We start from the raw sequence: 19,326 nt of genomic DNA, 5'->3' as shown, positions 1-19,326 counted from the left end.
AGGTGCACCAGTATCTAACCTGACGGTCTGCGGAAAGCAATGCGCCCGCTCGCGGGCCCGCTATTTTTCACGCTTCAAAAGTGGACACGCCAAACCATTCAGGGTATCAAATGAAAAGTCTTGAATTTCTCTAGATTTTGACTTCATCACGGCGGATTCATGGACAGGCAGTCACTTTTTGCGGGTATCCCCGATATGCTGGACGAGCAGAAGTTCGCCCATGGCGGGAACGTGCGGCGCATGGCCGAAACCGTCGGGTGCGCGCCCGAGGAGATTCTCGATTTTTCGGCCAACGTGAACCCGCTGGGGCCGCCGCCGTGGCTGGGGCAGGTGGTGGGCCAGGCGCTTCGGTTCGTGGACGCCTACCCGGACCCGGAATGCCACGACCTGATCATGGCGGCTTCCGAAAAGTACAAGGTCTGGCCCACCCAGGTGGTGGCGGGCAACGGCGCGTCCGAGCTCCTGTTCGCCATCGCAGGCATGCGGCGCCACCGGCAGGCCATCATCCCCTCGCCCACCTACGTGGACTATGCCCGGGCGTGCAAGGCGCACGGCCTGTCCATCGTCGAGGCGGGCATGACCGGGGATTTCCAGGTGAACTTTCCGGCCATGGGGTCGCTGCTACGCACGTCGTCCCTGGTTTTTTTGTGCAGCCCGAACAACCCCACGGGCACGATCTTTTCCCCGGCCGACCTGCGCGAGGTGGCGTCCATGTTTCCGCAGTCCACCTTCGTGGTGGACGAGTCCTTTGCGGAGTTCCTCCCGGAGGACACGGACCGGCTGGTTCGCGACAGGCCGTCCAACGTCATCACCGTGGTCTCCCTGACCAAGTTCTACGCCATCCCCGGCATCCGGCTGGGCCTGGCCTTTGCCGACCCGGACGTGATCCTGCGCATTCGCCGACGCATGCCCGCCTGGTCCGTGAACATCCTGGCCCAGAGGGTGGGCACGCGGTGTCTGCGCGACACCGGTTACGCGGCCCGCACCCGCGAGCAGACCGGGCTGTTGCGCGAGTCCCTTGCCGCAGGGTTGCGGCAGGTGCCGGGCATCAAGGTCTTCCCCGGCGTGGCCAATTACCTGCTCTGCCGCATGGACCGCGTGGGCCAGGACGCCACCTGGCTGCGCGACCGGCTGCTGGCCGAGCACAGGATCGGCATCCGGCTGTGCGGCAACTACACCGGGCTGGACGACAACTGGTTTCGGGTTGCGGTGCGCGACAAGGACGACAACGAGTCCCTGATCCGGGCCATGGAGGCGGTGTCCGGCACGGCGCGCGGCCCGGTGGTCAAGCGCGTCAAGCGCACGCCCGCGCTCATGATCCAGGGCACCAGCTCCAATGCGGGCAAGTCGGTGCTGGCCGCGGCCTTCTGCCGCATATTTCTCCAGGACGGCTACTCCGTGGCCCCGTTCAAGGCCCAGAACATGTCGCTCAATTCCTTCGTCACCGACCAGGGCGGCGAGATGGGCCGCGCCCAGGTGACCCAGGCCATGGCCTGCCGCCTGACCCCGGACGTGCGCATGAACCCCGTGCTGCTCAAGCCCGGTTCGGACACCGGCTCGCAGGTCATCGTCATGGGGCGGCCCGTGGGCAACATGTCCGTGCGCGAGTACGTGGAGTACAAGCCGCGCGCATGGGAGGCGGTCAAGACCGCCTACGACTCCCTGGCCAACGAGCACGACATCATGGTCATCGAGGGCGCGGGCAGCCCGGCCGAGGTGAACCTGAAGCACCACGACATCGTGAACATGGCCATGGCCCGGTTCGCCGAGGCCCGGGTGCTGCTCACCGGCGACATCGACCGGGGCGGCGTGTTCGCCTCCATCGTGGGCACCATGAATTTGCTCACGCCCCTGGAGCGCGACCTGGTGGAGGGGTTCGTCATCAATCGGTTCCGGGGCGATGCCTCGCTGCTCGACCCGGCCTTCGGCCAGATGTTCGAGCACACGGGCAAGCCGGTGCTGGGCACGGTGCCGTACATCCACTCCCTGGGGTTGCCCGAGGAGGACTCGGTGTCCTTCAAGGAGGGGTTCCGGCCCGAGGCGGCCAAGTTCCCGGACGGGGAGTGCGTGGACATCGTGGTCCTGGACCTGCCGCGCATCTCGAATTTCAACGACATCGACCCGCTCTACGCCGAGCCGGACGTCCATGTCCGGGTGGTCACCGACGCCCGCGACGTGGGCACGCCCGACGCGATCATCATCCCCGGCTCCAAGTCCACGGTGGGGGACATGAAGGCCCTGCGCGGCACGGGCATGGCCGCAGTGCTGCGCGAACTGGCCGGAGCCGGGAACAGGACCCGGATCGTGGGCATCTGCGGCGGGTTCCAGATGCTCGGAGAGACAGTGGACGACCCCTACGGCCTGGAATCCGAGACCACCCGGGTGGAGGGCTTCGGCCTGCTGCCCGTGCAGACCACCCTGGCCCCGGAAAAGACGCTGACCCGCACCTTCGGCGTGCACTCGGCGTCCGGCCTGCCCGTCCACGGCTATGAAATCCACCACGGCCACACCGCGCCGCTGTCCGACGACCTGCGGGTGGCCCTGCGTGACAACGCGGGCGAGCCGCTCGGCTATATGCGGACGGACAAACGGGTCATGGGCACCTATCTGCACGGATTGTTCGACTCGGACCGGTTCCGCCGCTGGTTCATCGACCAGTTGCGCATGGACAGGGGACTGTCGCCGCTGGAGCAGATCCAGACCACCTTCGACCTGGAGGACGCGCTGGATCACCTGGCGGGCGTGGTGCGCGAAGCCGTGGACATGGACTCGGTCTACAAGGCGCTCGGCCTTTCCGGATGCTGCGCCCAGGCCAGCCTCTTCTACAAGATGGGCGGGTGACGCGGGGAGCGGGCATGCTCAGTCGTCCGGGGAACTTGCGGAAGTGCACGTGTTCTTCCCCTTTTCCTTGGACCGGTACATGGCCTGGTCCGCGCACTTGACGAGCGCCTCTTCCGAACTCCCGTGGTTCGGGCAGACGGAGATGCCGACGCTAGCCCCGATGGTGGCGGTGATTTTCCCCAGCTTGAAGGGAGCGCCCCGCCGCCTCGATGATCCTGTCGCCAACCCGCATCGCCGCACCTTCTTCCGTTTCGGTCAGGGACAGGGCGTCGTTCGCCACGGAGTTGAATTCGACCTGGACGGCGGTCTGCTCCAGTCCGACGGCGCTTGACTCGCATTCTCGCTGTCTCTTGCCGGATGGAAAGGGTGCTGGCGATGTATATTGTTAATCCCATGGTTGTGCAATTACGGCAGATGACGGGTGAAGGTAAACCGTTCGGGATGGTTGGGCCGTGGACGCGGACGACCTTTTTTTCACAAACAATTGTTTGAGTATTGACTTGCGCATGAAAAACGGGTTTTTAGGGGCACCGCGTTCTGTCGGGCCGTTTACGGATGAAATTGCGCCGTTTGATGAAAACGTGTATCCATCCGTGAAGAATATATGCCAATACGGCTTGAACCGACAGCGCCCCAGCGGCTGCTTCAAGGAGGAGAATATGTACGTCGGACTGAAAATGCTTCGCGACTTCGTCAAGGTCACCCCCCAGACCCTGGTCAAGGACGCCCAGAAACAGCTTGAGGACAACAAGCTCTGGATGCTCCTGGTGGTGGACGAGAACGGCAAGCTGCTCGGCTACGTGCGCAAGGAAGACATCTTTGCGGCCCTTCCCTCCATCATGACCTCCCTGGAAAAACACGAGATCAACTATCTGATGAGCAAGCTGACGGTGGAGAAGATCTACCGCACCGACATCAAGACCGTGGCCCCCGAGACCGAAATCGAGGGCGCGGCGGACATGATGTTCGAGATGGACCTGGCCGGTCTGGCCGTGGTCGGTCAAGAGGGCGAGCTCATCGGATACATCAATCGAAACGTCATGCTCGACGTGCTTGCCGAAGAGATGGGATACCGCGAGGGCGGGTCCCGTCTGACCATCGAGGTCGAGGACCGGTCCGGCGTACTCTATGAAGTCGCCGGGGTCATCGCCAACATGAAGATGTCCATCATCTCCACCGGCACATTCTTTTTCAACGGACGCCGCGTCGTCGTCGTCCGAGTAGATACCGAAGACCCGTCCGCAGTGGAGGCAGCTCTCACGGACCGGGGCTACAAATTGGTCACTCCCGACGATTTCAAGGAAGAGTGGACCTAAAGGCGCACCTGGCTTTTCGACAGCATATGGACCGGGGCGGTGTTACGTAATCCACCGACCGGCCGTGCACACGTCGCCTGAGACGGGTGTGTTCTCAGCACATAATTTAGGATATGGCCTACCTCGACGTCTGTGATGTAACACTCACGTTCAAGGGCATTGCCGCCCTCATGGGGGTTTCCTTCACCGTTGAACAAGGGACTATCGCGTCCCTTATCGGTCCCAACGGTGCGGGAAAGACTTCCATGCTCAACTGTATCAGCGGCCGCTACGTCCCCGATGGCGGGGCTCGCGGGCCGTGCAGCATCTCCCTCGACGGCGAGTGCCTGCTCTCGCTTCCGGCGCATAAGCGCACGGAGCTCGGGCTCTCGCGCACTTTCCAGAACATCGCCCTGTTCAAGGGTCTGTCCGTGCTCGACAACCTGATGGTCGGTCGGCACAGCCAGATCAACTACGGGTTGCTCTCCTCCATCATGTACTGGGGCAAAGCGGTACGCACGGAGGATCGGCATCGTCGCCGCGTGGAAGATGTAATCGATTTCCTCAACCTTTCGCCCTACCGGCACCAACACGCGGGACGCCTTCCCTACGGGGTGCAGAAAAGGGTGGAACTCGGACGCGCACTCGCCGCCGAACCCAAGCTCATCCTCCTGGACGAGCCCATGGCGGGCATGAACCTCGAAGAGACCGAGGACATGGCCCGATATATCCTCGACATAGCCGAAGAATGGGGCGTTACCGTCCTATTGGTGGAACACGACATGGGAGTTGTCATGGACATCTCCGACAAGGTCGTGGTCATCGATTTCGGCCAGAAGATCGCCGAGGGTACGCCGGACGAGGTGCAGGCGAACAAGGACGTCATCGCTGCCTATCTAGGCACCGAGGACGCAGCGTTCACAGGGAGATAGAGAACAGGAAGGCCCGGCTGCAAGCCGAGATAATATAAGGAAATTTCATGGCAAAACCATACAAGACCACGTTGCCCCGACTGCTCGTCAGACAGGCCGAGGAGCGCGCCCAAAAGACTGCCCTGCGTGAGAAGGAGTGGGGTGTCTGGCAGGCCGTGTCCTGGCAGGACAACCTGCGCATCACCGCCGAGTTCGCCTGCGGGCTCGAGGCGTTGGGCCTGGGCCGGGGCGACATCGTCATCCTCATCGGCGACAACCGCCCGGAATGGATATGGGCCGAGTTGGCCATCCAGGGTCTGGGCGGCATTGCGCTCGGCCTCTACCAGGACTCGCCGGCCGAGGAAATCGAATACATCTTCGCCCTTTCCGAGTGCAAGCTCGTGGTCGCCGAGGACCAGGAGCAGGTGGACAAGATGCTCTCGTTCCGGGGCAACCTGCCGGAACTCGCTCATATCATCTACCACGATCCCAAGGGATTGGTCGCCTATGAGAAGGACGTGGACGGGCTCGAGGATTTCAAGGCCGTCCGCCGCCTGGGCCGCGAATCCCGCTCCGACTGCGTGGCCCATTTCAAGAGCCGCGTCAGCGGCGTCAAGCCGGACGACCCGTGCCTCATCGCCACCACCTCGGGCACCACGGGCAGGCCCAAGCTGGCCATGCTCTCCCACAGAAACCTGCTGTCCATGGCCCACAACCTGGGCAAGTACGACCCCAAGTCGGCCAGGGACGAGTTCGTTTCCTTCCTGCCCCTGGCCTGGATGGGCGAGCAGATGATGGCCGTGGCCTCGGCCCTGCTCTTCGGGTTCTGCGTCAACTTCCCCGAGACCCCGGATACGGCCAGCGCCGACTCGCGCGAGATCGGCCCGCACTTCCTCTTTTCCCCGCCGAGGGTGTACGAGTCCATCGCGGCCAAGGTCCAGGGCGACATCATGGAGACCACGCCCATGAAGCGGTTCCTCTACAACCGCTTCCTGCCCATCGGCTACGAGTACGTGGACACCCTGTTCGCGGGCAGGACTCCCTCCCCATGGCTCCGGCTCAAGTATTTCGTGGCCGACCAGGGGCTGTTCCGCGCCCTGCGCGACCGGCTCGGCTTCTCCCGCATGCGCAGCGCCACCACCGGCGGCGCGGCCCTGGGGCCGGACATCTTCCGCTTCTTCCACGCGCTGGGCGTGAACCTCAAGCAGATTTACGGCCAGACCGAGATCGCGGGCATCTCCTGCATCCACAAGGAAGGGGAGGTGGACTTCACGTCCGTCGGCGCGCCCATACCCGAGACCGAGGTCAGGATCACGGACGAGGGCGAGATCATCTCCCGGTCCCCGGCCGTGTTCCTCGGCTACTACAAGAACGAGGAGGCCACCCGCGAGACCGTCACCGAGGACGGCTGGCTGCTTTCGGGCGACGCGGGCTACTTCGACGACAACGGCCGCCTGGTGGTCATCGACCGCGTCAAGGACGTCATGCACCTCAACGACGGCACCCGGTTCTCGCCCCAGTTCCTGGAGAACAAGATCAAGTTCTCCCCGTTCCTGCGCGAGTCGGTGGTGCTGGGAGGCGGGCGCGACCATGTGGCCGCCATCCTGTGCATCGACATGGCCATCGTGGGCCACTGGGCCGAGACCAACATGATCACCTACACCACCTACCAGGACCTGGCGGCCAAGGACGAGGTCTACGCGCTGGTCAAGGCGGAGGTGGCCAAGACCAACGCGACGCTCCCGGAGGAGACGCGGATCAAGCGGTTCTGCCTGCTCTACAAGGAACTGGACCCGGACGACGGCGAACTGACCCGGACGCGCAAGGTGCGGCGAACGACCATCAACGAACGCTACGGCGCGCTCATCGAGGCGCTCTACACCGACGCCTGCGCCCTGAATCTGGAAACCGAAATCACCTACCAGGACGGCCGGGTGCGGGAAATGTGCGGCGATATCCGCATCGAGGACATGGAGGCCTAAGTGGAATATTATCTCCAACTGATAGTCAACGGGCTGGTGGTCGGTTCCATCTATTCCCTGGTGGCGCTGGGATTCGTCATCATCTACAAGGCCACCAAGGTCGTGAACTTCGCCCAGGGCGAGCTGGTCATGGTCGGCGCCTACGTCTGCTTCGCCCTGACCGTGCAGTTCAACATCCCGTTCATCTGGGCGTTTCTGATCACGCTGGCCTTTTCGGTCCTGCTCGGACTGGCCATCGAGCGCATGGTGCTCAGGCCGCTCATCGGCGAGGAGCACATCTCGGTCATCATGGTCACCGTGGGCATGAGCTCGGTGCTCAAGTCCCTGGTCCAGCTCTTCTGGGGCACCCAGATCAAGGTCTACCCGCAGGTGCTGCCCTCGGAGCCTGTCATGATCGCCGGGCTGCCCGTGGCCCCGGTGTACATCGCGGCCTTTTTCCTGTCCGTGGTCCTGTTCGCCGTGTTCTCCGCCTTCTTCAAGTATTCCCGGACCGGCGTGGCCATGCGGGCCACGGCCTTCGACCAGCAGGCCGCGCAGTCCATGGGCATCGGCATCAAGAACATCTTCGCCATGAGCTGGTGCATCGCCTGCATCGTGTCCGCCGTGGGCGGCGTGATCCTGGGCAACATCAACGGCATCAACTCCCATATCGGCCACCTGGGCCTCAAGGTCTTCCCGGCGGTCATCCTGGGCGGCCTGGATTCCCTGCTCGGCGCGGCCCTGGGCGGGCTGATCATCGGCGTGCTGGAAAACGTCTGTGACGGCGCGGCCCGGCAGCTCTTCAACCTCGGCGGGTTCAGGGAGGTGGCGGCCTTCATCATCCTGGTGGTCATCCTGATGATCAAACCATACGGCCTGTTCGGCACCAAAGAGATCGAGAGGGTGTAGCCATGCAGGGCAAATGCGGACTCTTCTTCACTTCCTACCAGGGCGAGGCCCGGATATTCCAGTCCGGCTTCCAGAAAATCATGATCGGCCTGCTCGTGGCGGGCCTGCTCGCGGCACCGTTCGGGCTGGGCAGCTACCTGGTCTCGATCATGAACCTGATCTTCATCGCGGTCATCGGGGCCGTTTCCCTCAACCTGCTGACCGGCGTGTGCGGCCAGATTTCACTCGGCCACGGCGCGTTCATCGGCGTGGGCGCGTTCGCCGCGGGCCAATGCACCCTGCACGGCGTGCCGTTCCCCCTGGCCATTCTCACCGGCGGCCTGATCACGGCCATGGTCGGCATGGTCTTCGGCGTGCCGTCGCTCCGGCTCAAGGGCATCTACCTGGCCATCGCCACCCTGGCCGCGCAGCTGGTGCTGGAATACACCTTCCTGCACGGCGGCGAGCTCACGGGCGGCTCCAACGGGCTGCTGCTCAACCCGCCGGAGATACTCGGCTTCGCCTTCGACTCCGAGACTCGGATGTACTACCTGCTCTTCGTTTTCGCCTGCTTAAGTCTGCTCATGGTGTCCAACATCATGCGCAGCAAGTACGGGCGCGCCTTCGTGTCCATCCGCGACTTCTACCTGTCCGCCGAGATCGTGGGTGTGAACCTGTTCTGGTACAAGATCATCGCCTTCGGCGTCAGCTCGTTCCTGGCGGGCGTGGCCGGTGGGCTGTGGGGCCACTACACCGGCTACATCTCGGGCGAGCAGTTCAATATCGGGCTGTCCATCACCTATCTGGCCATGGTCGTCATCGGCGGCCTCGGTTCGGTCATCGGGTCCGTGTTCGGGGCCGTGTTCCTGACCCTGCTGCCCGAGGTGCTCAATGTCTTGGCCAACGGGCTGAGCGGCTGGTTCCCGGCCATCAACCAGGTGGTGGGGGCCATCCAGCACGGCGTGTTCGGGTTGGTGCTGATCCTTTTCCTCATCTACGAGCCGGAGGGGCTGGCCCATCGCTGGAGGCTGATCAAGGCGTACTGGAAACTGTATCCCTTTGCCCATTAGGGCGGGCGGTACGATTCGCCCCGAGGTTTCAATCCCGTTGCTCGGCAGCGGGTCAAACATAGAAACAACGCCGAATCGAGGTGAGGAGGCGTGTAACCCTTAAACCCCTTAGGAGTTGAACATGAGGGTTGGTAAAATCATAACCGCAGCGTGCACCATGCTTCTTGCCGGGCTGATGCTCTTTGGTTGCGGAGGCGAGGAACAGAAATCGGCAGAAACCAAAAAAGCGGACACGACCCCCATCCAGGTAGGCGGGCTGGTCGATATGTCCGGACCCACCTCGTCCGTGGGCGTGCCGTATGCACAGGGTCTCAAGGCGGGCGTCCAGTACGTGAACGCCAACGGCGGCATCGACGGCCGCATGATCGAATTCAACCTGCAGGACACCGCCTACAACGTCCAGCAGGGCCTTTCCCTGTACAAGAAGATGGTCAACGCGGGCGCGGTCTGCATCCAGGGCTACGGCTCGGCAGTGACCGAGGCCCTGGTCCGCAACCTGGCCAAGGACAAGGTGCCCGACCTGTCCGCGTCCTATTCGGCCCACCTGACCGATCCCAAGACCGCCCCGTACAACTTCTTCGTTGCGGCGGATTATTCCACCCAGGCGCGTGCGGCCATCAAGTACTTCAAGGACAACTGGACCGAGGCCCGGGCGCCGAAGATCGCCTTCATCTACCCGGACCACCCGTACGGCCTGGCCCCCATCAAGGGAGCCAAGGCGTATGCCGAAGAGCTGGGCTTCGAGATCGTGGGCGACGCCAACGTCTCCCTCAAGGCCATCGACGCCACCACCGAGCTGCTGCCCCTGAAGGACCTGGCCCCGGACTTCTGCTGGATCGGCGGCACCACCCCGTCCACGTCCGTCATCCTCAAGTCGGCCAAGAACATCGGCATGGAGACCACCTTCTTCACCAACATCTGGGGCTCTGACGAGAACCTGCCCAAGCTGGCCGGCGAGGACGCCAACGGCGCGTTTTCCAACCAGGCCGCCGCAGTCTACGGTCAGGACGTGCCCGGCATGAAGGCGATCATGGAGCTGACCAACAACGAGCCGCAGATGACCCACTTCACGCGCGGCTTCGTGTCCGTGCTGGTCATGACCGAGGGCCTGAAGAGGGCCGCCGCCAAGGGCGGGATCACCGGCGAATCCCTCAAGGACGCGCTGGAGACCCTGCGCGACTTCGATCCCATGGGACTGGCCCCGGCCATTTCCTACTTCCCGGACGACCACCGTCCGAACATGGCCGTGTTCCTGTACACCATCAAGGACGGCAAGCTGACCTTCGTGAAGGAACAGATCCTGGAGCGTCGAGCCGACTGGCTCGGCCACTAAAACTGTTGAAAATTCCGGTCTGGCGTCGTTGCTGCGGCGAATCCGGCCCGGTTTTTGAACAGTTTCGGCAAGGTCTGTGAGAGATAGAGAGAGAAAAAGACCGGGGGCTGTCCTTCGCCCCCGGTCGCCAAAAACGGGAGCAAGCCTTTGGGCGACGTACTCAAAGTTGAAAACCTGGAAGTCGTGTACAACGACGTGGTCCTGGTCCTGAAGGGATTGTCCCTGGCCTGCCCGCGCGGGCGGATCACGGCCCTGCTCGGCGCCAACGGGGCGGGCAAGTCCACCACGCTCAAGGCCATATCCGGCCTGCTGGAAGCCGAGGACGGCGAGGTCACGGACGGGGTCATCCAGTACAACGACGAGCCCATCCAGGGCCTCATCCCGGAGAAGATCGTGAGGCGGGGCATCTTCCAGGTCATGGAAGGCCGCCGCATCTTCGAGGACCTGACCGTGGAGGAGAACCTCAAGTGCGGCGCGTTCACCCGCCCGCGCTCGGAGATCGCCGGGTCCATGGCCAAGGTCTACGAGTATTTCCCGCGTCTCAAGGAGCGGAGCAGGCAGCTGGCCGGATACATGTCCGGCGGCGAGCAGCAGATGTGCGCCATCGGCCGGGCCATCATGGCCAAGCCTGAGTTGCTGCTCCTGGACGAGCCGTCCCTCGGCCTTGCCCCGCTGCTGGTTGAAGAGATTTTCGAGATCATCAAGCGGATCAACCAGGACGAGGGCGTGACCATCCTCCTGGTGGAACAGAACGCCCGCGCCGCCCTGTCCGTGGCAGAGCAGGCCTACATCATGGAAAACGGTCGCGTGGTCATGGACGGCACGGCCAAGGAACTGCTCAACAACCCGGACGTCCAGGAATTCTACCTGGGCATGGGACATACCGGCGACAAGAAAAGTTATCGGGATGTCAAACACTACCGCAGAAGAAAACGCTGGCTCGGGTAGCGGCTTCCGATAGCGGGCCATCTGCACATTTTCCCGGACTTGCCCCTGTCCTCGCCGTACGGGGGTACGGCTGTGGTAGGGCTGCGCCCGGGAAAATGCACATCTGACCCACTCTCGAAAGCCTTCAGTCGTTGGCGGGCGCAGGGGCGCTTCGCTGCCCGCGTCAGGGGGAGTGTGCGTTGGCGGAAGAATTGGGAGGAGGGAGGCGGATTGTCACCCGATGACGGTGGCATTTTTTTCGGTCCTGGCGTATGCAGGAACAAACTGCCAGCTTCGCATGGTCCCCGCGAAGCGGAGATAAAAAGTTTAGGAAAAGAGGGGGATGGGGGTCCGGGGGAAGGGGGAGAAACAACCCTTTTCAAAGGGTTTTTCTCCCCCTTCCCCCGGCCGCCGGAGGCAATCTTTATGTACTACAGCGAGTATGAGACCGAGTCGCGCGAGAAGCGAATGAAGCGCAAGTGGAAGGGCGTGCAGGATGTCCTGATGGAAGCCGAGCAGTCGTCGGGCGAGTTCCGGGCGCGGCTGAACGCGTTGGGTGCGTGCGCCAGGGATTTCAAGAATTTCGAAGACTACGGGAAGATCCCGCCGCTCCGGAAGAAGGACATCATCCAGTGGCAGAAGGAGCACGGCATCGGCTGGTTCCTGAACTGCAAGCCGGGCGAGCTGTCGCGTATTTATCAGTCCCCGGGCCCGATCTATGATCCCGAGGGCCGGGAAGGGGACTACTGGGCATGGGCCGAGGGGTTCTTTGCCGCGGGATTCCGGCCCGGCGATCTGGCCCAGATGACGTTTTCCTATCACATGACGCCCGCCGGGTTGATGCTTGAAGAGCCGCTTCGGGACATCGGGTGCGCGGTCGTCCCGGCCGGGCCGGGCAACACGGACAAGCAGATCGAGTTCCTGACCCAGCTGCCGGTGACGGCCTTCGTGGGCATGACCAGTTACCTCAAGGTCATCGGCAAGAAGGCCGAGGCCGCGGGGTTCGACCTCAAGAACGATTTCAAGCTGGAAAAGGCCTATGTGGCCGCCGAGCCCCTGCCCGAAGCCCTGCGCGCCGAGGTGGAGGAGATGTTCGGCATCACGGTCCGCCAGGGCTACGGCACTGCGGACGTGGGCTGCATCGCCTACGAGTGCATGGAGCTGGGCGGCATGCACCTGTCCAATTACCGGCATGTGGAGATCTGCGACCCGGCCACGGGCGAGCCCCTGCCCGACGGCGAACTCGGCGAGGTGGTGGTCACCCCGTTTTTCACCGACTACCCGCTGGTGCGGCTGGCCACGGGCGACCTGTCCTCCATCGACACGGCCCAGTGCGCGTGCGGCCGCACGGCCCGCAAGCTCACGGGCTGGAAGGGCCGCGCCGACGACACGGCCAAGGTCAAGGGTCAGTTCATCTATCCAGGCCAAGCCGCTGCGGTCATTGCCAAATATCCCGGCATTTCGGGCTGGCAGATTCAGGTAAAGAGTGATAATGGCAGAGATGCGCTGATCGTGATCTGCGAGACCGCTGTCGCGCTGGATGAAGAATCCTTTGTCGCCGATTTTCAGGCGACCATGAAATTGAGACCAATCGTCGAAGCCGTTGCGCCGGGCACCCTGCCCGAGGGCGCTCCCCGGCTCGTCGACCAAAGGACGTTCGATTAACCCGGTGGTATTCCGGGGTTGCGGTCCTAATCGAATGGGGTGGCACAAGATGCCACCCCTTTTCGTTTTTGCTTGCGGCTTCGGATAGCGGGCCGTCTGCACATTTTCCGAGGGGGAATTTGATCCTCACGTAGAAGGCTACGCTGCGGTCAAATCCCCCCTCGGAAAATGCACATCCGACCCACTCTCCGAAGCCTGAAGATGACGAAGTGCGTCTTGGGGAGGAAGAGCCTCTTCTTACGGGACGGCTGTGGGGTGACCCGCTGTTGGGTGCCCTTGGCACCCAAATCGCTCGCGTTTATTTTTTTGGGTTCTTCGGACGCCGGGCTGGGGAACCTGAGTAATGTCGGTGTACTTCGCCCCACGCATAATCCGCAGCCTATCGCAATGAATTCAGCATTTCCCAGTTCCCGCCACCGACCGTCCCCCAGGACGGAGGAACGCGGCTAGGTTGCGAGAAGTGGTGAGCTGCAAGGCGCAAAAAAAGCCCAGGACCGCCGCGTATCTCAATACACAAGGGTCTGGGCTTTTTGCAGCACGCCTGAGGTGTAAGATCTTGTAACGCTCGCGTTGCTCGCGAACAATTCACTTAACGCAGCAGATCGCCGCTTATCGCAACCTAGCAGCCGCAGCCGCCGGAGCCGGCGGAACCACAGGAACCCGAGGAGGCGCAACCGCAGCCGCCGCCACCGATCTGGTTCTCGGAATTCACGACAAAGCCGTACTCGGACATGTCGATGGAGACCGCGCCGGAGGCGGTAGCCAGTTCCTCGTTGATAAGGAAGGTGAAGGCACCCTGTTCAACGGACTTGTCGCCGTCGCGCGGCTCGTCAAGGGCCAGGGACAGGCGGGGGCCTGCGCAGCCGCCGTCGGCCAGGTGCACCCGGATGGGCTGCACTTCCTTGTCTGCGAAATATTTGGTCAGCTCCTGCTGGGCGGATTCGGATACATTGATCATGACTATACTCCTAATAGTAGTTTTCGATCTACTAAACGTAATCAGGAAAATAGTCTTGTAAACCCCTTTTCTGCAAAAAAAGGTATTTCACCAAAACAGAAAACGCCCCATTTCGGAGCGTTTTCCATGAGTTTCGGACTGTTGGAATACAGAATCTTGATCTGCAAGACGCAGAAAGGTCGGGCCCATCCGCCACGGTAGGAGATGGCAGGGGGGGGGTGTTTCGCAGGCGAAGCCCTATTGCATCATGCCTGGTCCCGGCATGTTTCCATAGCCGCCGGGGCCGGGCTGACCGTCTCCGTAATACCGCTGGCCGCCGCCCATCATCATATTCATCATGCCGCCCATCATGCCTCCATGCATCATGTCCATCATGCCGCCGCCCATCATGCCGCCGTGCATCATGCCCATGCCGAAGTAGGACAACCCCTGCTCGCGCATGTCGGCGAGCATTTCCACTTGCAGCTCATAGGACTGGGCCAGGAGATCGCCGGCTTCCTTGGCAAAGGCCTTGGCCTGCTGCCGGTCGATTTTTTCCTGGGCCAGGGCACCGTTGAGTTGGGCCCGTTTGGCCCACAGCTTGTCCGCCAGCTTGATGAACTGCGGCTGGTATTTCTCCGTGATCTTCCTGAACGCCTCCTGCTGCCCCGGCGTGGCCTGGTAGCCTCTCCACATGCCGCCGTAGCCTTTGCCGCCGCCGGACCCCATGCCGCCATATCCCATGCCGCTGCCGGGACCGGGCATGCTTCCGGATTGAGCCATTGCAAGCCCTGCAACGCAAAGTGCGATGGCTGCGACCAACGCCAGAATGATTGCATTCCTTTTCATGGTACCTCCCATGTGCTGTTGTGAATGGCTTCAATCCTACCGCGCGGACTCTTCATTCATATTATAATCTGAACATCGGCACAGTGCCCGGCCACCCATTCTCCAGAACGGATGGAACCGGCTTGGGCGAGAAGCCGTCACCTGCAAGGCGCAAAAAAACAGGACCGCCGCGTATCCTAATACGCAAGGGTCTGTGGCCACCGACCGCGCCAAACACATGAACCTCTTCTCCCCGCCACCGATCATCCCCCAGGACGGAGGGACGCAGCTAGGGCGAGAAGTCGTCAGCTGCAAGGCGCAAAAAAAGACCAGGACCGCCGCGTATCTCAATACGCAAGGGTCTGGCCTTTTTGCAGCAACGCCGCAGATGGCGGCTTATCGCCCTAGCAGCCGCAGCCGCCGGATCCGGCGGAACCGCAGGAACCCGCAGAGGAGCAGTCGCAGCTGCCGCCGCTGCTGCCGCCAACGGGATTCTCGGAGTCGACCACGAACCCGTAGTAGGTCATGTCGATCTTGATATTGCCGGTCTGGGCTTCGAGTTCCTTGTCTACGACGAAGGTGAAACCGGAAGCTTCGTAAGTGACGTCTTTATCGTTAGGCTCATCCAGAGCCAGGGTCAGGCGAGGGCCTGCTCAGCCACCGGCCGCGAGGTACACGCGGATGGGGGACGCTTCTTTATCGGAAAAATAGCCTTCCAGCTGTTTCTGGGCGGCTTCGGTTACTTCAAACATATAATTCCTCCTAATTGTGGTCGGGAAAAGAAGAGGTAAGATCAATACTATCCTTTGTCAAATCCAAAAGCAGTGATTCCTACTTGCGCAAGTTGACCACCCCCCGTAGATGGGCTAATTTCCTCCATTCCTCGGACCGTGAAAAAACAGCCATGAGAGGCCCATGCCATGAAAGAATGCGGCACTATACTGACCGGAAAGGAGATGAGCCGGACGCTCGAGCGTCTGGCCTTTGAAGTCTACGAACGCCGGGGCGACGACGAGTCCATTGCCATCCTCGGCATCCAGCGCCGCGGGGCGGACCTGGCCGAACGGCTCAAGAAGCTCCTTGACGAGCGGCTGGGCACCAAGGTGCCGCTGGGCAAGCTGGACATCAACCTGTACCGCGACGACTGGACCACCAACCTGGAGTTGGCTCCGGTCATCAACTGTTCGGAGATCGGGTTCGAGGTCGAGGGCCGCTCCATCGTGCTGGTGGACGACGTGCTCTACTCGGGCCGGACCATCCGCGCCGCCCTGGAGGCGATCCTGGATTACGGTCGCCCCAAGCGGGTGGAACTGCTCGTGCTCGTGGATCGGGGCCATCGGGAGCTGCCCATCCAGGCCGACTACGTGGGCAAGAGGATCGACACTCTGGGCGACGAGCATATCAACGTGCTGGTCGCCGAGCGCGACGACGAGGACAAGGTCTGCCTCGTGCGGGGCGAATAGCGCATGGCTTTCGTGCCCATCAAGCGCGACGAGGTTCAGTATCCGTGCATCACCCTGGTGGGCATGGCCGGGGCCGGCAAGTCCACCCTGGGCGAACTGCTGGCCGAGCGGCTCGGCTGGGGGCGGCTCGACACGGACCGGTACATGGAGTCCTACTACGGCATCCCGCTGCAGGCGATCATGGACACCTACGGCCTGGACGACTTCCTGCGCATCGAGGAGGAGCTGGTCGCCAGGCTGAATCTGACCCGGACCATCATCTCCACGGGCGGGTCGGTCATCTACGGCGAAAGGGCCGTGACAAGGCTCAAGGAACTCGGCCCGGTGGTCATGCTCGACATCGGGGAGGACACTTTCATCAAGCGCGTGGGCGACGCCGAAAACCGGGGGCTGGCCATCGGACCGGGCAAGACCATGCGCGATCTTTACAACGAGCGCCAGCCGCTGTACCGTGCCGCCGCCGACATCACGGTATCCACGGACATGTCCACGCCCGGGGAATGCGTGGAGGCCATACTCCAACAAGTCGATTTTTCATGAACAAACTGACCCCCAAGGCCGCCTTCCGCAAGCTGGCAGGCATATACGACAAGATGGTCACCCGTTACGACGAGGTGGCCGGTCCCATCAACATGCGCTGCGACGGCTGCACGGACAACTGCTGCCTGTCCTTTTTCCAGCACCACACCTACGTGGAGTGGGCCTACATGTGGGAAGGGCTGAACAAGCTCCCCGCAGACCGGCTGGAGGAGATCAGGGCCCGGGCGCAGGAGTACGTGGACCAGGCCCAGGCCGCGCTGTCCCGGGGCGAGCGCCCGCACGTCATGTGCCCGCTGAACATCGACGAGAACCAGGGCGTCTGCGGCCTGTACCAGCATCGGCTCATGATCTGCCGCATGCACGGCGTGCCCAACCTGCTGACCAAGCCCACGGGCCAGGAAATCCGCTTCCCCGGCTGCTACCGCTGCCAGGAGCTGACCGCAGGCATGGACAACCCGCCCGTGGTGGACCGCACCCCGCTGTACATGGATCTGGTCAAGCTCGAGATGCAGTTCGTGGGCAAGAACCTGCGTATGCTGCCCAAGGTGGATCACACCATAGCCGAGATGATCGTCCTCGGTCCGCCGAAGCTCCGATAAGAAGCCGATTGCGTCGTTGCTGCGCCGAATTCGCGTCCTCACGTACTGAAGAGTACGCTGCGGGGCGAATTCACCTTGCGCCTAGCACTCGACTCCTTCTCGAAGCTTCGGTCTCCTGGGCGAGCATTGATAAGCCGCCGATTGCGTCGTTGCTGCGCTGAATTCGCGTCCTCGCGTACCGAAGAGTACGCTGCGGGGCGAATTCACCTTGCGCCTGGCACTCGACTCCTTCTCGAAGTTTCGGCCTCAAGCATTGACGAGCCGCCTGCAAAGGGCGGCTTTTTCATGGCTGGACGGCTTGGACGTGTCGGCGTAGTGTGTATTCCATGAGAAAACTGTTGATCCCCGCATTTGTCGCCCTGGCGCTCTTGTTCGCGGGCCTGGCAGTGGAGGGGGCGGCTCTGACCGTGTTGGGCGAGGCCCAGGCGGCTTCGATCGTCTATCACGGCAACCGGAACTCGCATATCTTTCACCAGCCCGGCTGCCGGTACTACAACTGCAAGAATTGCGTTGTGGAGTTTTCCTCGCGGCAACAGGCATTGGCTGCGGGGTTTCGGCCCTGCAAGATTTGCAAGCCCTAAATCAGTCCCGCGCGGCCCTGGCCTTTTCCGCCCAGACACGGGCCAGTTCAGGGTCCCTGGGCACGCCGCAGCCCGTCCGGTACAGGTCGCTGATGACGGTCATTGCCAGTCCGCTGCCCTGGTCCGCGCAGTCCGTGGCCAGGTCAAAGGCCTTGGCGCAATCCTTTTCATATCCGTACCCTTCGGCATGAAGAAAGGCGGTCAGGGCCTTTGACTTGACGTTGTCCTTTGCCGTCAGGGTTTCCAGCAGGGGGATCGCCTTGCCGTAGTCCATGGTCTCGAAGATCAGGAACGCGGCGTAGCGCAGTTGCATGTCTTCGCGGCCGGACCGGGCGGCCCGGGCCATGTACATGTCGGCGGCGTGGAGGTTGTAGCGCGAGAACTGCTTGTTGGAATAGAGATAGCCCATCCAGTAGTTGGGGGTGAGCCTGTCCTCGTCGTAGATGATCACGGTCGAGCGCTCCAGGGAGTCGTCGAACAGCTGCCACGCCCGCTCCAGGTCGCCGTCGTGCACGGCCATGATGCCCATGAAGTTGAGGGCCGGCTGGAACATGAGCCTGGCCGGTTCCTCCAGCAGCGAGCGGGCCTTGTCCATGTCCCCGGGGACGATCTCCCCTTTGGCGTACATGACGCCGAGCACCAGCATGGCTTTGGGGTTGCCCGCGTCCGCAGCCCTTTGCAGCACAGGGATCGCGGCCTGGTCGTTCAGGTCGGTGAGGATATAGGCCATGGCCAGGTTGAAGTCTTCCTGTCCGGGCTGCCCGTCCTCGGCGGTCTGCATGAACTGGGGCGCGAGCTGCAGCATGGCCAGCGGCACGATCAGGAAAACCACGGCGATGATGATGGCCGTGGTCGACAGCCTGGGTGCGTCGTTGCTGCCCGTCAGCAGCCCGAGAAATTTCTTGTTGTCCATGTGTCGGTCGCTCGTCGCCCGGATGAGGCGGATATGCCGAATGCGTACCCGATGGGTGGCCGTTTGTCACGCGGGGGGGGGCGCAGCAAAGGGGATGTCAGACCGTTTTCGTGAATCCGGCCTTGGCAAAGGTGAACTGGCCCGCCTGGAGCAGGGAAATCTCGTTCTCCTTGGCGGATATCTGGCGGATTTTTTCGTCGTCGGGCAGGGCGGAGTTCCAGACCCTGGCGATCTCTTCCCGCACGACGCCTATGCGCCGCTCAATGGATTCCAGCGTGAAGGTGCCGTTCTTGATGGGCTCGATGGCCGCCTCCCTGAACGCGGCCACGGCCTCGTCGGAAAAGCTCACCAGATCGCCGAGCGCCTTGGCGGCCTGCTCCCCGGCAAGCTCGTTCAGGTGCATCTCAAAGGCGTACCCGTCCATCACGGGCGCGGTGTCGGTTGCTACGTACATGAACCCTCCGTGGTTCGTGTCCGCACACTGTATCGGCCGGAATATGGAATCACTGAAGGGGTTGCCACCGGGCCGCCGGTGGTATATCGATCTCCGCATTATGGATGCCTAACCCGATTC

20 protein-coding genes are annotated in these 19,326 nt (G+C 62.4%); 14 read left to right on the top strand and 6 right to left on the bottom strand.

Annotation, left to right across the window (positions count from 1 at the left end):
- Positions 1-159: 159 nt before the first annotated feature.
- Positions 160-2,841 carry a cobyric acid synthase gene (locus OO730_RS06840; RefSeq protein WP_264983838.1) on the top strand — a complete coding sequence of 894 codons (2,682 nt, stop codon included), beginning with the start codon at positions 160-162 and terminating at the stop codon, positions 2,839-2,841.
- 18 nt (positions 2,842-2,859) lie between these two features.
- On the opposite strand, the gene OO730_RS06835 is transcribed toward OO730_RS06840, so the two are convergent.
- On the bottom strand, positions 2,860-3,066 hold the full coding sequence (locus OO730_RS06835; protein WP_264983837.1) for a diguanylate cyclase: 207 nt from the start codon (positions 3,064-3,066) through the stop codon (positions 2,860-2,862).
- Here OO730_RS06835 and OO730_RS06830 point away from each other — a divergent pair.
- The 9 genes from OO730_RS06830 to OO730_RS06790 all read left to right on the top strand — a co-directional run bounded on the left by OO730_RS06830 (position 2,984) and on the right by OO730_RS06790 (position 12,891).
- The gene (locus OO730_RS06830) at positions 2,984-3,172 is read left to right on the top strand and encodes a hypothetical protein (RefSeq protein ID WP_264984180.1); all 189 of its coding nucleotides are present in this window, start codon (positions 2,984-2,986) and stop codon (positions 3,170-3,172) included. The genes OO730_RS06835 and OO730_RS06830 overlap by 83 nt on opposite strands.
- 328 nt (positions 3,173-3,500) lie before the next feature.
- The gene (locus OO730_RS06825; RefSeq protein ID WP_264983836.1) at positions 3,501-4,157 is read left to right on the top strand and encodes a CBS domain-containing protein; all 657 of its coding nucleotides are present in this window, start codon (positions 3,501-3,503) and stop codon (positions 4,155-4,157) included.
- Between the two features lie 113 nt (positions 4,158-4,270).
- A complete protein-coding gene (locus OO730_RS06820; protein ID WP_264983835.1) occupies positions 4,271-5,068 on the top strand; it encodes an ABC transporter ATP-binding protein in 798 nt (265 codons plus the stop codon).
- A 47-nt stretch (positions 5,069-5,115) separates the two neighbouring features.
- Positions 5,116-7,029 (top strand): AMP-binding protein, encoded by a 1,914-nt coding sequence (locus OO730_RS06815; RefSeq protein WP_264983834.1) that lies wholly within the window; start codon positions 5,116-5,118, stop codon positions 7,027-7,029.
- The gene (locus OO730_RS06810; protein ID WP_264983833.1) at positions 7,030-7,917 is read left to right on the top strand and encodes a branched-chain amino acid ABC transporter permease; all 888 of its coding nucleotides are present in this window, start codon (positions 7,030-7,032) and stop codon (positions 7,915-7,917) included.
- 2 nt (positions 7,918-7,919) lie between these two features.
- The gene (locus OO730_RS06805) at positions 7,920-8,966 is read left to right on the top strand and encodes a branched-chain amino acid ABC transporter permease (protein WP_264983832.1); all 1,047 of its coding nucleotides are present in this window, start codon (positions 7,920-7,922) and stop codon (positions 8,964-8,966) included.
- 121 nt (positions 8,967-9,087) lie between these two features.
- Positions 9,088-10,299, top strand: coding sequence for an ABC transporter substrate-binding protein (locus OO730_RS06800; protein ID WP_264983831.1), 1,212 nt, complete (start codon positions 9,088-9,090; stop codon positions 10,297-10,299).
- A 147-nt stretch (positions 10,300-10,446) separates the two neighbouring features.
- Positions 10,447-11,247, top strand: coding sequence for an ABC transporter ATP-binding protein (locus OO730_RS06795; protein ID WP_264983830.1), 801 nt, complete (start codon positions 10,447-10,449; stop codon positions 11,245-11,247).
- A gap of 405 nt (positions 11,248-11,652) precedes the next feature.
- Complete coding sequence (locus OO730_RS06790; RefSeq protein WP_264983829.1) at positions 11,653-12,891, top strand: phenylacetate--CoA ligase family protein; 1,239 nt, start codon at positions 11,653-11,655, stop codon at positions 12,889-12,891.
- Positions 12,892-13,510: 619 nt separating this feature from the next.
- On the opposite strand, the gene OO730_RS06785 is transcribed toward OO730_RS06790, so the two are convergent.
- The 3 genes from OO730_RS06785 to OO730_RS06775 form a co-directional block, all read right to left on the bottom strand.
- On the bottom strand, positions 13,511-13,849 hold the full coding sequence (locus OO730_RS06785) for an IscA/HesB family protein (RefSeq protein ID WP_264983828.1): 339 nt from the start codon (positions 13,847-13,849) through the stop codon (positions 13,511-13,513).
- A gap of 237 nt (positions 13,850-14,086) precedes the next feature.
- Positions 14,087-14,677 (bottom strand): Spy/CpxP family protein refolding chaperone, encoded by a 591-nt coding sequence (locus OO730_RS06780; protein ID WP_264983827.1) that lies wholly within the window; start codon positions 14,675-14,677, stop codon positions 14,087-14,089.
- Positions 14,678-15,060: 383 nt separating this feature from the next.
- The gene (locus tag OO730_RS06775; RefSeq protein ID WP_264983826.1) at positions 15,061-15,408 is read right to left on the bottom strand and encodes an IscA/HesB family protein; all 348 of its coding nucleotides are present in this window, start codon (positions 15,406-15,408) and stop codon (positions 15,061-15,063) included.
- Positions 15,409-15,576: 168 nt separating this feature from the next.
- Between OO730_RS06775 and pyrR the strand changes: the two genes are divergently transcribed.
- The 4 genes from pyrR (at position 15,577) to OO730_RS06755 (ending at position 17,839) form a co-directional block, all read left to right on the top strand.
- Positions 15,577-16,119, top strand: a complete 543-nt coding sequence (gene pyrR, locus OO730_RS06770; RefSeq protein WP_264983825.1) for a bifunctional pyr operon transcriptional regulator/uracil phosphoribosyltransferase PyrR — start codon at positions 15,577-15,579, stop codon at positions 16,117-16,119.
- A gap of 3 nt (positions 16,120-16,122) precedes the next feature.
- The gene (thrB, locus tag OO730_RS06765; RefSeq protein WP_264983824.1) at positions 16,123-16,659 is read left to right on the top strand and encodes a homoserine kinase; all 537 of its coding nucleotides are present in this window, start codon (positions 16,123-16,125) and stop codon (positions 16,657-16,659) included.
- Positions 16,656-17,258, top strand: a complete 603-nt coding sequence (locus OO730_RS06760; protein ID WP_264983823.1) for a hypothetical protein — start codon at positions 16,656-16,658, stop codon at positions 17,256-17,258. Before thrB ends, OO730_RS06760 begins: the two co-directional genes overlap by 4 nt.
- 326 nt (positions 17,259-17,584) lie before the next feature.
- Positions 17,585-17,839, top strand: a complete 255-nt coding sequence (locus tag OO730_RS06755) for an Ada metal-binding domain-containing protein (protein WP_264983822.1) — start codon at positions 17,585-17,587, stop codon at positions 17,837-17,839.
- A 1-nt stretch (position 17,840) separates the two neighbouring features.
- Here OO730_RS06755 and OO730_RS06750 read toward each other — a convergent pair whose 3' ends face one another.
- Positions 17,841-18,752, bottom strand: a complete 912-nt coding sequence (locus tag OO730_RS06750; protein WP_264983821.1) for a tetratricopeptide repeat protein — start codon at positions 18,750-18,752, stop codon at positions 17,841-17,843.
- A gap of 97 nt (positions 18,753-18,849) precedes the next feature.
- The gene (locus tag OO730_RS06745; RefSeq protein WP_264983820.1) at positions 18,850-19,206 is read right to left on the bottom strand and encodes a hypothetical protein; all 357 of its coding nucleotides are present in this window, start codon (positions 19,204-19,206) and stop codon (positions 18,850-18,852) included.
- Positions 19,207-19,326 lie beyond the last annotated feature (120 nt).

The organism is Pseudodesulfovibrio portus (genome assembly GCF_026000375.1).
In the GTDB taxonomy this organism is placed as follows: domain Bacteria; phylum Desulfobacterota; class Desulfovibrionia; order Desulfovibrionales; family Desulfovibrionaceae; genus Pseudodesulfovibrio; species Pseudodesulfovibrio portus.
This window is presented reverse-complemented; position numbering and strand designations above follow the sequence as displayed.

What these genes read in the sequence shown, in the direction of transcription:
- OO730_RS06840 (WP_264983838.1), top strand. Translation starts at nt 160, where the DNA reads ATGGACAGGCAGTCACTTTTTGCGGGTATCCCCGATATGCTGGACGAG.
- OO730_RS06760 (WP_264983823.1), top strand. Translation starts at nt 16,656, where the DNA reads ATGAACAAACTGACCCCCAAGGCCGCCTTCCGCAAGCTGGCAGGCATA.
- OO730_RS06825 (WP_264983836.1), top strand. Translation starts at nt 3,501, where the DNA reads ATGTACGTCGGACTGAAAATGCTTCGCGACTTCGTCAAGGTCACCCCC.
- OO730_RS06755 (WP_264983822.1), top strand. Translation starts at nt 17,585, where the DNA reads ATGAGAAAACTGTTGATCCCCGCATTTGTCGCCCTGGCGCTCTTGTTC.
- OO730_RS06830 (WP_264984180.1), top strand. Translation starts at nt 2,984, where the DNA reads ATGCCGACGCTAGCCCCGATGGTGGCGGTGATTTTCCCCAGCTTGAAG.
- OO730_RS06815 (WP_264983834.1), top strand. Translation starts at nt 5,116, where the DNA reads ATGGCAAAACCATACAAGACCACGTTGCCCCGACTGCTCGTCAGACAG.
- OO730_RS06745 (WP_264983820.1), bottom strand. Translation starts at nt 19,206, where the DNA reads ATGTACGTAGCAACCGACACCGCGCCCGTGATGGACGGGTACGCCTTT.
- thrB (WP_264983824.1), top strand. Translation starts at nt 16,123, where the DNA reads ATGGCTTTCGTGCCCATCAAGCGCGACGAGGTTCAGTATCCGTGCATC.
- OO730_RS06800 (WP_264983831.1), top strand. Translation starts at nt 9,088, where the DNA reads ATGAGGGTTGGTAAAATCATAACCGCAGCGTGCACCATGCTTCTTGCC.
- OO730_RS06785 (WP_264983828.1), bottom strand. Translation starts at nt 13,849, where the DNA reads ATGATCAATGTATCCGAATCCGCCCAGCAGGAGCTGACCAAATATTTC.
- OO730_RS06790 (WP_264983829.1), top strand. Translation starts at nt 11,653, where the DNA reads ATGTACTACAGCGAGTATGAGACCGAGTCGCGCGAGAAGCGAATGAAG.
- OO730_RS06750 (WP_264983821.1), bottom strand. Translation starts at nt 18,752, where the DNA reads ATGGACAACAAGAAATTTCTCGGGCTGCTGACGGGCAGCAACGACGCA.
- pyrR (WP_264983825.1), top strand. Translation starts at nt 15,577, where the DNA reads ATGAAAGAATGCGGCACTATACTGACCGGAAAGGAGATGAGCCGGACG.
- OO730_RS06820 (WP_264983835.1), top strand. Translation starts at nt 4,271, where the DNA reads ATGGCCTACCTCGACGTCTGTGATGTAACACTCACGTTCAAGGGCATT.
- OO730_RS06780 (WP_264983827.1), bottom strand. Translation starts at nt 14,677, where the DNA reads ATGAAAAGGAATGCAATCATTCTGGCGTTGGTCGCAGCCATCGCACTT.
- OO730_RS06805 (WP_264983832.1), top strand. Translation starts at nt 7,920, where the DNA reads ATGCAGGGCAAATGCGGACTCTTCTTCACTTCCTACCAGGGCGAGGCC.